Below are 10,810 nucleotides of genomic sequence, written 5' to 3'. Positions count from 1 at the left end.
GGTCGCGCGGGGTAGTTGTGCGAAACGTAATCGGGCTAGCTTGCAACGATGCGTCCGAACACCTCCGGCCTCCGACGCCGTCTGACCCAGGCCGCGACCGGCAACCTGCGCCTGCCCGCCTCCCGGGCGGCACGGCTGGTGGCGGGCCCGGCGCCGGTCGTCAACCTCGCGCCGAACCCGTCCTTCCGGTCCGCGCAGGCCGACGGCACCTTCGACCAGCCGCTCGACGCGGGCGGCGTCTACGTGCACTTCCACAGTGCCGCCCGCTCGGCGCCGGTCCCCGGCCTGGGTGTCACCGGTGCGCTGGTCACGGGCTCGGGCACCAACAACGACAGCCACATCGCCCCCGGTGGCCGCGACGAGAGCCAGGACTTCCGCCTCGGCCTGCGCGCCGGTGGGACCTACACCGCGAGCGTCTCGGTCTTCCTGACCGAGCCGCTCACCGGTGCGATCAACCCGTACGCGCTGAGGATCATCCCCGGCTGTGTGCGCGGCGGCACGGCCAACTTCCACCTGACCGCGTCACCGCCGGCCCGCAACGAGTACGGCGACCACCGCATCAGCGTCACCTTCACGCTGCCGGAGAACGCGACCGCCGCCTGGGTGCGGCTGCTCGCCGGCATGTCGCAGGGGCACGGTCAGGTCTACTGGCACTCGTTCAGCCTCACCGAGGGTGAGCAGCACGTCACCTACTTCGACGGTGACACCGAGGACGACAACTTCTTCACGTACGAGTGGCTGGGCGAGCCCGGGGCGTCGGCTTCACGACGCACGCTGCGCGCGTACCAGGAGATCCTGACCCGGACCGACCGGCAGGGTGTGGCCGACGAGGCCGCGCGGCTGTCCCGGGCCGGGGAGGCAGCCGAGGCCGACCTGCTGGTGGCCGCGCTGGCCGGCGAGCTCGACCCGATCTCCCGGCTCACCACCGCACGCCGGCTGCGGGACCGCGATGAGATCCCGCAGGCCCGGCAGACACTCCGCAAGATGATCAAGGCGGGCGACGAGCACGGGGACGCGGCGTTCGAGCTGGGCCGGCTGCACGAACGCAAACACGACTGGGCCGGCGCCGAGCAGCTGTACCGCGATGCGGTCGAGAAGAAGCCCGGCGACAGCGAGCGCTTCTATCGCCTGGCCTACACGCTCGACAAACTCAAGCGCCGCGACGAGAGCAAGCAGACCTCCCGGCAGGGCCTCGCCGTCGACGGGGAGCTGCCGTTCGACGGCCCGGCCGTGCTCGACCTCGACGTCAAGTGCTTCGGGGCGCGCCGCGAGATCGGGATCTTCCTCTCCGAACACCTCGATCAGATCCGCACGCAGGCCCGCCAGCGCCTCGACCGGCCCGCCCGCACCGCGCTGGAGATGCCGATCTTCGTCTACTGGGCGCAGGGCTTCGAGAGCGCGCCCGCCCTGGTCAAGCGGTGTGTGGCCGAGCTGCGCGCGAACAACCCGCAGGCCCAGGTGCACGAGCTGTCGGACACCAACCTCGGCTACTACGTGGACATGCCGGTCGACCTGGTCACCGCCCTCGGCGACAACAAGACCAACTTCTCCGACCTGGTACGCCTCGCGCTCCTCGAGAAGTTCGGGGGCATCTGGGTCGACGCCACCGTGTACGCCCCGAAGGCGCTGAGCGAACCGGTCGGGGCGGCACTCGGCGACGGTGACTTCTTCGCGTTCAACTACCACGGGCCGTACATCTCGAACTGGTTCCTCGCCGCCCGCCCCGGCAGCTACGTCGCGCACCTGTGGCGCGCGGCGATGTACCTGTGGTGGGAGAAGCGCGGTGAGCTGATCGAATACTTCCTGGCGCACCACATCTTCGAGATGCTCTACCACCTCGATGCCGACTTCGCCGCCGAGTGGGACAAGGGCAACCGCGTCAGCACCCGGCCCGCGCACGCGCTGCAGGTCGCGATGCTGCAGCCGTACGAGCCGGAGAGCTTCGAGCGGCTGCTGACGGGCTCGTTCGCGCACAAGCTGCGCTACAAATATCAGCCGCAGCAGGTGATGAGCGACTCCAACCTGGCCCACCTGGTCCGGGGCGACCACCGCATCTAGCGGGCGATCGCCGTCTTCACCACCAGGACCCGGTTGTCACCCTCGTCGTCGGTGAAGCTGCGGGCCAGGTAGAGCCAGTCGTCGTGCACGGCGACCGCGTCGGCGTGCCCGGCGACCGTCGAGAGCGACCCGTCCGGCTTGACGCGCAGCACCTCGGTCTCCTCGGTCCGGCCGTCCAGACTGTCCCGGGACTGCACCAGCAGCTCCTCCTGACGCCCGGTGGCGTCACCGGTCCAGTCGAACGACTCCGGCAGATCCTCGCCGAACGAGCGCGAACTGGTCAGGTACAGGTCACCGTTGGCGTCGACGACCAGGCTCGGGTTGGTCGTCCCCTGCCGTACCGAACCGCTGCCCTTGAGCCAGACACTCGCCTCGCTCGCAGAGCCGCGCGCCTCGAACGGCTCGCTGGGATCGTCGATGTCACCGTCGAGCCCCTCCCGGCCGATCACCTTCCGGGCGCTGCCGTCCGGCTTGACCGCGACGACGGTACGACGTCCCGGCGCGGCGTAGACCGTCCCGTCCGGAGCGACGGCGATCGGGTTGTCCAGCCCACCCTCGAGGGCGATCTGCGTGGCGGGTGAGCCGTCGGGGAATCCCTTGCCGGCCCGCGAGGACCGCCACTGCCGCTCGGTCAGACCGGTCAGATCACGCCCGAGGACGGTCTTCAGCTTGCCGGCGTCGACCGTCCGGACGAGCTGGAAGGTCGTCGGCCGGATCCGTTCCTCGGCGAAGTACATGCGGTTGTCCGCGGAGACCGCAACACCGTGCATGTATTGCAGGAAGGCACCCTTGACCGGGGCGCCGTCGGCGGGCGGCACCCGATCACCGGAGTACGTGTCCCGGTCGATGCCGAGCGTGTGGACCGCCCGGCCGTCCGGCTTGATCTGCCACACACCCCCCTCGCCGTTCCACAGGGCGACGTAGATCGCCCCGTCCGGCCCGGCGGTCATCTGACTGACGTAGTCGGCCTTGACCTCCGGCACGGCAACATGCGTCAACTGACCACCCTGCACCGTCCACAGCGTGGCCACGGCATCCACCTCGGTCAGGACCCGCAACGTCCCGGCCCGGTCCATGACCATGTCGACGAGCCGCCCGTCGATGAACGCATCCGCGGCCGGGCCACCATCGGCCTCCCCGGCCCCCGCCACCACCTCGACGTCCTGCGCCCCGGACCCACCCGGATCACATCCGGCCGCCGCCAGCACCAGTGCAACAACCGCGACCATCCCCCGTGTCTTCACGGCCGTGATGGTAGAGGGTTTGGGCCAAGTCTTCATTATCAGTATCGATACTGATAGCGTTCAGTCATGAAGACGTCCGGCGACCGGTGGGCCGACCTGGCCCTGCACCCGGTGCGCATCCGCATCCTCAGAGCGCTCGCCGGCGCCCGGCTGACAACACACGACCTCGTGCCGCTGCTCCCGGACATCCCGCACGCCACGCTCTACCGGCACCTGTCCACCCTGGTCAAAGGCGACCTGATCCAGGTGGTCGAGGAGCGCCGGATCCGGGGGGCGGTCGAGCGGGTCTACGCCCTGGCCACCCCGGGGGCGCCGATGGACCCGGCGGCCCTGGCCACGGCGACACCCGACGATCACGCCCGCTATTTCACGGCCTTCATGTCGAGCCTGCTGTCCGAGTTCTCCCGCTACCTCGCCCGCGACCGGGTCGACTTCGCCGCGGACGGGGCCGGATATCAGCAGCTGATGCTCCACCTCAGCGACGAGGAGCTGGCCCGGTTCGCCGCCGACCTCGGCCAGGTCATCGGGCCGCTGCTCGCCAACAAGCCCGGCGAGGGCCGGGTGCCCCGGCTGCTGGCCACCATCCTGCTGCCGGCCGACCAGCCGGCCACCACCGGAGAGGAAAGGAGTGACTGATGGTCTCAGTCACGGTTTCGCACCTGACCAAACGATGGGGCCCGATCACCGCCGTCCACGATCTGACCTTCACCGTCGCACCGGGCGTGGTCACGGGTTTCCTGGGCCCGAACGGCGCCGGCAAGACCACCACGATGCGCATGCTGACCGGTCTCGTGTCGCCGACCTCCGGCACGGTGACGATCGGCGGCCTGCCGTACGCCCAGCTGCGACGTCCGTCGAGCACCGTCGGCGCGGTCTTCGACGCGGGTGCGTTCCACCCGGGGCACACCGCCCGGGACCACCTGCGTGTCTACGCCGCGATGGGCGGCTACCCGGACAGCCGGGTCACCGACGTGCTCGAGCTGCTCGACCTGTCCGGGGCCGCCGACCGCCGCACCCGCGAGTTCTCCACCGGCATGCGCCAGCGGCTCAACCTCGCCACCGCCCTGCTCGGTGACCCGCGGGTGCTCCTGCTGGACGAACCGAGCAACGGCCTCGACCCCGAGGGCATGCTCTGGCTGCGCGGCTTTCTGCGCCGGCTGGCCGGTGAGGACCACACTGTCCTGATCTCCAGCCACGTCCTCAGCGAGATGGAGCAGCTGGTCGACGACGTGGTGGTGATCCGGCGCGGTGAGCTTGTCGCCGCCGGGCCGTGGTCGCGGCTCACCGGGCCGCCCGCGGTGCTGGTGCGGTCCCCCGACGCCGACCGCCTGGCTGCGGTCCTGCGCGACGGCCGGCCCGGTGAGGCTGCACCGCAGGTCGAAGCGCTCGATGACGGGCGTCTGCGCGTACGCGGGCTGGACGCGCCCGGCGTCGCCGACCTCGCTGCCGCTCACCGGCTGCCGGTGCACGAGCTGGTCAGCGACAGCACCAGCCTCGAACAGCTCTTCCTCGACCTGACGACCGAGAGGGCGGCCACCTCATGAAACACCTGATCAAGGCTGAATTCCGGCGGCTGTTCGCCACGCGCATGTGGGGTGGGCTGCTGCTCGGCGCCGTCCTCATCGGTGGCGGCCTGATGGGCGCGATGGCCCTCGTCGGGCCGGAGAACTTCGACCCGCCCATGCCCGGGCTGGACACCGAGACCGGCATCCGCTCGGTCCTCGGCATGCTGGGCTACACCGCGTTTGTCCCGGCCGCTGTCGGCACGCTGGCCGTCACCTCGGAGTACAGGCACCGCACCGCCGCCGTCACGTTCCTCTTCGCACCCCGCCGCTGGCAGGTGCTCGCGGCCAAACTCGCCACCTACGGGGCCGCCGGACTGGCCTACGGGCTGATCCTCGCCGGCACCGCCGCAACGGCGCTGTTCGCCGTGGCTTTTCTGCGAGGCATCCCGCTCGGCCTGCCGGCGGACACCGTGATCGCGCTGCTCGCCCGCATCGGCCTGGCCATGGTCGTCTACCTGCTGCTCGGTGTCGGCGTGGGCGCGCTGCTCCGCAACCAGATCGCCGCCCTGTGCATCGTGGTCGGCTACCTGTACGTCGGCGAGCCGCTGCTCATGATGATCCCCGGCGTCAATCAGCTCTACCCGGTCCTGCCCGGCGGCGCGATGGCCTCGCTGACCGACTTCACCTACCTGGCCGACGCGATCTCGCAGGAGGTCGGCAGCACCGCCGTCCAGCTGCTGCCACCCGCGGCCGGCGCGCTGCTGCTGACGGCGTACGCGCTGGCCGCGGCCCTGATCGCCGTGGTTCTGCCGATGCGGCGGGACATCACCTGAGGGGCGAGGTCAGCGGGGCAGTTCCTTGGCGATGACCTTGGAGAGCTCGCGGAAGGCCTTGCCGCGGTGGCTGATGGCGTCCTTCTCGGCCGGGCTCAACTCCGCGTTGGTGCGGGTCTGGCCCTCACCGAGGAAGATCGGGTCGTAACCGAAGCCACCCGTGCCGCGGCGGGCGCGCAGGATCTCGCCGCGCTGCTTGCCCTCGACGAGGTGTTCGCGGCCACCGGGCAGGACCAGGGCTGCCGCGCAGACGAAGGCGCCGCCGCGGTGTTCGTCGCCGACGTCGCCGATCTGGGCCAGGACGAGGTCGAGGTTGGCGTCGTCGTCGCCGTGGCGGCCGGACCAGCGGGCGCTGAAGACGCCCGGCATGCCGTTGAGGGCGTCGACGGCCAGGCCGGAGTCGTCGGCGACGGTCGGCAGGCCGGTGCGGGACGCACCCTCGCGGGCCTTGATCAGGGCGTTCTCGCCGAAGGTCAGGCCGGTCTCGGGCACGTCCGGGTAACCGGGGAAGTCACCCAGGCCGACCAGCTCGATGCCGCCGGTGCCGAGCGCGTTGTCGAGGATGCGCTGCAGCTCGACTAGCTTCTTCTGGTTCGCCGTGGCGAGCAGGAGGCGGGCGCTCATGAGGCCAGGGCCTTCTGCTGGGCAGCGTTCAGTTCGGCGCAGCCGAGCACACCGAGGTCGAGGAGCGCGTCGAGCTGGTCGCGGCGGAACACGTTCGCCTCGCCGGTGCCCTGGACCTCGACGAAGTCACCGTCGCCGGTGCAGACGACGTTCATGTCGACCTCGGCGGCAACGTCCTCGAGGTACATCAGGTCGAGGCGGGGCTCGCCGTCGACCACACCGACGCTGACGGCCTGGATCGACCGGTGCATCACCGCGGCCGGTTTGCCCGCCAGCGACTTGCGTTCGGCCAGCCAGTTCACCGCGTCGTGCAGGGCGACGTACGCGCCGGTGATCGCGGCCGTGCGGGTGCCGCCGTCGGCCTGGAGCACGTCGCAGTCCAGCACGATCGAATTTTCGCCCAGGGCCTTCAGGTCGATGCAGGCCCGCAGGCTGCGGCCGATCAGGCGGGAGATCTCCTGGGTGCGGCCGCCGACCTTGCCCTTGACGCTCTCGCGGTCGCCGCGGGTGTTCGTCGCGCGGGGCAGCATCGCGTACTCCGCGGTGACCCAGCCCAGGCCGGAGCCCTTGCGCCAGCGCGGCACACCCTCGGTCACGCTGGCGGTGCAGAGCACCCGGGTGTCGCCGAACTCGACGAGCACCGATCCCTCCGGATGGATGCTCCACCGGCGGGTCAGGGTCACGGGTCGGAGTTGGCCGGGCTCTCGGCCGTCGGGTCGCGCCATGGCCAACACCCTAGGCGGATGGCCGTTACAGCGCGTCGCCGGGTGCCGTCGCCCAGGCACTGGACGCGGCGGCGGCGACCGCCGGCACGGCCGGGCGCAGGCCCCGCGCGGGCATCGGCTGGCGGGCCACGACCGCTGAGCTGCGGCCCTGCGGCAGAGCACCGTGCGCGCGCAGGAAACCGTCGACGGCCTGCGGCCAGCCGAACAGCTCGGCGCGGGCCCGGGCTGCGGCGCGTCGCTCACCCTCCGGACGGTCCATCAACTCGCGTACGCCCTCAGCAAACGCCGCGGGGGTGCCCGGAACGGCCAGGCCGGCGTCGCCGACAACCTCGGGCAGCGCACTGGCGGCGTTGACCACCACGGGTGTGCCGCAGGCCAGGGCCTCGAGTGCGGCCAGGCCGAACGTCTCGACCGGTCCCGGCGCGACGGCCACGTCGGCGCTGGCCAGCAGGGCGGCCACGTCGTCGCGGTCGCTGATGTGCCCGGCAAAACGCACCGGCAGGCGCGCCGACCGGTAGGCCAGGGCGGCACGGCGTGAACCGTCACCGGCCATGGCCAGCACCGCGGGCACCTTGGCGGCCCGCAGTGCGGCGATCGTGTCGACGGCCAGCTCGGGACGCTTGTCCGCCGACAGCCGGCTGCAGTAGACGACCAGCAGCTCGTCGGGACGGGCGTACCGGGAGCGGAGGGCCTCGTCGGCGCGGCTCGGGTGGAACTGCCGCAGGTTGACACCGAGCGGCACCTCGACGAGGTTCGGCACGCCGAGGCGGCGGAACTCGGCCGCGGCGAACGCCGTGGTGCAGATGATCTGGTCGAACGCCTCGGCGGTGCGGCGGTTGAGCCGGTCGGCCAGGGAGTCCCGCGCCGGCATGCCCCAGACGCCGAGCAGCCCGGCCAGGCTCTCGTGCGAGACCATCATCGAGCCGACACCCCGCTCGCGGGCCCAGCGGCCCGTCCAGCGCAGCGTCGACCGGTCGGACACCTCGATGCGGTCCGGCTCCAGCTCGTCCAGCACCCGGGTCAGCTCGCGGCGGGACGCCAGCACGCGGTAGCCGCCCGTACGCGGAAGGTGGTGGCCGGGAAGCGTGATGACCCGGCCCTGGGAGGTCATCTCGTCGGAGCGTTCACGCCCCGGGACGATCAGGACGGGCTCGTGCCCCGCCTGCAGATATCCCTCGCCGAGGTTGCGCAGCGCAGTGCGCAGCCCGCCCGAACGAGGTGAGACGAAATTCGCCAGTCGGACGATGCGCAGTCCACGCTCACCCACTGATCGACCGCTCATTCAAGCCACTCCAGGGTTACTTGTCGGTGGTCCGTCGTGCCGCCCCCCGGCAAGCTCAGAGATCGTAGCGGGAGCCGGGCCGGACAACCTCCACCGGACCCGCGTAAGCAGCCGAGGCGGCCTCCACAGTAGATGCTTCGCTGACCCAGGCGGGAACCAGATGGGTCAGCAGGAGCTTGCCTACGTCGGCCTTGGTCGCCGCCTCACCCGCTTCACCCCCGGTGAGGTGCAGGTCAGGCGGATTTTCCACCCCGTCCAGGTAACTGGCCTCACACAGGAAAAGATCTGCGCCCTGCGCCAGACGCAGCAGCGAGTCGCACGGCGCGGTGTCCGAGGAGTACGCGAGAACCTTGCCGTTGTGCTCGACCCGCACGCCGTAGGTCTCGATCGGATGGTTGACGCGGTCGGCCGTCACCGTGAACGGGCCGATCGGGAACGTGCCCGGCTGCAGCCCGTAGAACGTGTAGACGTCGTCGACCGGCTCGTTCTCGGAGCTGTACGCGGCCGAGATGCGTTCGGCGGCACCCATCGGCGCGTAGACCGGCAGCGGCGGCAGCGGGCCACCCGGGGCGTACCGGCGCACGACGACGTACGTGCACGCGTCGAGCATGTGGTCGCAGTGCAGGTGGGTCAGCATGATGGCGTCGACGGCCCCGATGCCCGCGTACCGCTGGAGGGCCGACAGGGACCCGGAGCCGAAGTCGATCAGCAGCCGGAAACCCTCGGCCTCGACGAGGTAGGCGGAGCAGGCCGACTCGGGGCCGGGAAAAGAGCCGGCGCAGCCGAGAACGGTCAGTCGCATCTGGGTACCTCTGGTTCACGCTCGGTCGTCCACTCGCCCAAGATCCTTGCTCCTTGAAAGACGCTTGCCCCCAAGAATCGGCCCTCGGTCGAGACGGCAGACCAGTCAATCACGCTGCGCAGCCTACGCCGGGACCAGCGCGTCACGTAAACGTCTGATCGATTTGTCGCCAAATCGACAACGTATGTCACACCCGCCGTGAGCTGGGTCATTTTCCCATCCGTTACGCCACGTGAGTCGCATCCGTTGCACAGGGTGAAGGAACGACACCGGTCAAATCGGAGGGGCACTGTGACGACGACGGACGTGGAAGAACCGAGACGGACCCGGGTACCGGTCCAGGATTCTCCCGCGCCGGACGTGGTCCCGTTCGGCTGGGAAACCGGACCGGCGGACGCCCCCGAGCCGATCGACGGCGAAGAGGTGTATTTCCGCTTCCCGGGTGTCGACGATCCCGCCCCCGGCACGCGGCGGCTGCTGGCGATGTCCATCTACGCGTCGTTCCTCGGCCTCGCCGGTGTCGGCGTGGGGATCCGCGGTCTCGTCTCGCAGATCGGCGGCGGCGTGCCGGGCTGGTACGTGCCCGTGCTCGCGTTCCTCGGCATGGTCAGCGTCGCGTTCTCGGTGGGGGCGTTCCTGTCCATCCACCGGCGGGTGCTGCCGTGGTTGCTGCTGCTGGGCGCGGCCGTGCCGCTGATCGCGGACGTCATGCTGGCCGTGGCCTACTGACCCTGAGCAGGCGGGGCGGTGTGACCGCCCCGCCCCTTGCTCAGGCCCAGAGCTGACCTTCGAGGGCGTCCTCGGCCTCGGCCAAGGTGCCGCCATAAGCGCCGGTGGAGAGGTATTTGTAGCCACCGTCGCAGACCACGAAGGCCACGTCGGCCCGCGTGCCGGCCTTGACCGCCTCGTGGGCCACCGCCAGCGCCGCGTGCAGGATCGCGCCGCTGGAGAAGCCGGCGAAGATGCCCTCGACCTCGACCAGCTGCCGGGTCCGCAGCACCGCGTCACGGGTGCCGACAGAAAAACGCCTGGTCAGCACCTTCTCGTCGTACAGCTCGGGGACGTAGCCCTCGTCGATGTTGCGCAGGCCGTAGACCAGTTCGCCGTACCGGGGCTCGGCGGCGATGATCTGGATGCCCTCGACCTTTTCCCGCAGGAACCGGCCGGTGCCCATCAGCGTGCCCGTGGTGCCCAGACCGGCCACGAAATGCGTGATGGTCGGCAGGTCGTGCAGCAGCTCCGGCCCGGTCGACTCGTAATGGGCGCGGGCGTTGGCCGGGTTGCCGTACTGGAAGAGCATGACCCAGTCGGGGTGCTCCGCCGCGATCTGCTTGGCCGTCGCGACCGCCTGGTTGGAACCGCCCGCCGCCGGCGAGAAGATGATCTCCGCGCCGTACATCCGGAGCAGTTGCACACGCTCCGACGAGACGTTCTCCGGCATCACGCAGACCAGGCGGTAACCGCGCAGCTTGGCCACCATGGCCAGCGAGATGCCGGTGTTGCCGCTGGTCGGCTCCAGGATGGTGTCACCCGGGCGCAGACGGCCGGCCTCCTCGGCCTCGCGCACCATGAACAGCGCGGGACGGTCCTTGATGCTGCCGGTCGGGTTGCGGTCCTCGAGCTTGGCCCAGAGCCGCACCGGCGGTGCCCCCTCGGGCACCGTCGGCGAGAGGCGGGGCAGGCCGACGAGCGGCGTGCCCCCACAGGCGTCCAGGAGGCTCTCGTAACGAGCCATGA

The 10,810-nt window shown here is 70.7% G+C and carries 11 protein-coding genes; 5 read left to right on the top strand and 6 right to left on the bottom strand.

Going from position 1 to position 10,810, the window contains the following annotated elements; translation table 11 throughout:
- Nucleotides 1–48: 48 nt before the first annotated feature.
- Nucleotides 49–2,058, top strand: coding sequence for a capsular polysaccharide synthesis protein (locus tag AFR_RS06475; protein ID WP_023359100.1), 2,010 nt, complete (start codon nt 49–51; stop codon nt 2,056–2,058).
- Here AFR_RS06475 and AFR_RS06470 read toward each other — a convergent pair.
- Entirely contained in the window at nt 2,055–3,302 is a 1,248-nt protein-coding gene (locus AFR_RS06470; RefSeq protein WP_148307883.1) for an NHL repeat-containing protein, read from the bottom strand. The genes AFR_RS06475 and AFR_RS06470 overlap by 4 nt on opposite strands.
- Nucleotides 3,303–3,368: 66 nt before the next feature.
- On the opposite strand from AFR_RS06470, the gene AFR_RS06465 reads away from it, so the two are divergent.
- Genes AFR_RS06465 through AFR_RS06455 form a run of 3 tightly spaced genes read left to right on the top strand, consistent with a single transcriptional unit; the run spans nt 3,369 to nt 5,640 of the window.
- A complete protein-coding gene (locus AFR_RS06465; protein WP_023359098.1) occupies nt 3,369–3,938 on the top strand; it encodes a helix-turn-helix domain-containing protein in 570 nt (189 codons plus the stop codon).
- The gene (locus AFR_RS06460) at nt 3,938–4,846 is read left to right on the top strand and encodes an ABC transporter ATP-binding protein (protein WP_023359097.1); all 909 of its coding nucleotides are present in this window, start codon (nt 3,938–3,940) and stop codon (nt 4,844–4,846) included. The genes AFR_RS06465 and AFR_RS06460 overlap by 1 nt, the downstream gene beginning before the upstream one ends.
- Complete coding sequence (locus AFR_RS06455) at nt 4,843–5,640, top strand: ABC transporter permease (protein ID WP_023359096.1); 798 nt, start codon at nt 4,843–4,845, stop codon at nt 5,638–5,640. The genes AFR_RS06460 and AFR_RS06455 overlap by 4 nt, the downstream gene beginning before the upstream one ends.
- A gap of 9 nt (nt 5,641–5,649) precedes the next feature.
- Here AFR_RS06455 and rdgB read toward each other — a convergent pair whose 3' ends face one another.
- From rdgB to AFR_RS06435, 4 genes are read right to left on the bottom strand one after another with little or no spacing between them, the layout of a single operon-like run.
- A complete protein-coding gene (gene rdgB, locus AFR_RS06450) occupies nt 5,650–6,264 on the bottom strand; it encodes an RdgB/HAM1 family non-canonical purine NTP pyrophosphatase (protein WP_023359095.1) in 615 nt (204 codons plus the stop codon).
- Nucleotides 6,261–6,989, bottom strand: a complete 729-nt coding sequence (gene rph / locus AFR_RS06445; protein ID WP_023359094.1) for a ribonuclease PH — start codon at nt 6,987–6,989, stop codon at nt 6,261–6,263. The genes rdgB and rph overlap by 4 nt, the downstream gene beginning before the upstream one ends.
- A 25-nt stretch (nt 6,990–7,014) precedes the next feature.
- Nucleotides 7,015–8,271: a glycosyltransferase gene (locus AFR_RS06440; RefSeq protein ID WP_052359333.1), complete on the bottom strand. Its 1,257-nt coding sequence runs from the start codon at nt 8,269–8,271 to the stop codon at nt 7,015–7,017.
- 55 nt (nt 8,272–8,326) lie between these two features.
- Entirely contained in the window at nt 8,327–9,073 is a 747-nt protein-coding gene (locus AFR_RS06435; protein ID WP_023359092.1) for an MBL fold metallo-hydrolase, read from the bottom strand.
- Between the two features lie 306 nt (nt 9,074–9,379).
- Between AFR_RS06435 and AFR_RS06430 the strand changes: the two genes are divergently transcribed.
- The gene (locus AFR_RS06430; protein WP_052359661.1) at nt 9,380–9,802 is read left to right on the top strand and encodes a hypothetical protein; all 423 of its coding nucleotides are present in this window, start codon (nt 9,380–9,382) and stop codon (nt 9,800–9,802) included.
- A 40-nt stretch (nt 9,803–9,842) separates the two neighbouring features.
- On the opposite strand, the gene AFR_RS06425 is transcribed toward AFR_RS06430, so the two are convergent.
- Nucleotides 9,843–10,808, bottom strand: a complete 966-nt coding sequence (locus tag AFR_RS06425) for a PLP-dependent cysteine synthase family protein (RefSeq protein ID WP_023359090.1) — start codon at nt 10,806–10,808, stop codon at nt 9,843–9,845.
- Nucleotides 10,809–10,810: the final 2 nt, after the last annotated feature.

It is taken from the genome of Amorphoplanes friuliensis DSM 7358, from assembly GCF_000494755.1.
Lineage (GTDB): Bacteria > Actinomycetota > Actinomycetes > Mycobacteriales > Micromonosporaceae > Actinoplanes > Actinoplanes friuliensis.
This window is presented reverse-complemented; position numbering and strand designations above follow the sequence as displayed.

What these genes read in the sequence shown, in the direction of transcription:
- AFR_RS06475 (WP_023359100.1), top strand. Translation starts at nt 49, where the DNA reads ATGCGTCCGAACACCTCCGGCCTCCGACGCCGTCTGACCCAGGCCGCG.
- AFR_RS06465 (WP_023359098.1), top strand. Translation starts at nt 3,369, where the DNA reads ATGAAGACGTCCGGCGACCGGTGGGCCGACCTGGCCCTGCACCCGGTG.
- AFR_RS06460 (WP_023359097.1), top strand. Translation starts at nt 3,938, where the DNA reads ATGGTCTCAGTCACGGTTTCGCACCTGACCAAACGATGGGGCCCGATC.
- AFR_RS06455 (WP_023359096.1), top strand. Translation starts at nt 4,843, where the DNA reads ATGAAACACCTGATCAAGGCTGAATTCCGGCGGCTGTTCGCCACGCGC.
- rdgB (WP_023359095.1), bottom strand. Translation starts at nt 6,264, where the DNA reads ATGAGCGCCCGCCTCCTGCTCGCCACGGCGAACCAGAAGAAGCTAGTC.
- rph (WP_023359094.1), bottom strand. Translation starts at nt 6,989, where the DNA reads ATGGCGCGACCCGACGGCCGAGAGCCCGGCCAACTCCGACCCGTGACC.
- AFR_RS06440 (WP_052359333.1), bottom strand. Translation starts at nt 8,271, where the DNA reads ATGAGCGGTCGATCAGTGGGTGAGCGTGGACTGCGCATCGTCCGACTG.
- AFR_RS06435 (WP_023359092.1), bottom strand. Translation starts at nt 9,073, where the DNA reads ATGCGACTGACCGTTCTCGGCTGCGCCGGCTCTTTTCCCGGCCCCGAG.
- AFR_RS06425 (WP_023359090.1), bottom strand. Translation starts at nt 10,808, where the DNA reads ATGGCTCGTTACGAGAGCCTCCTGGACGCCTGTGGGGGCACGCCGCTC.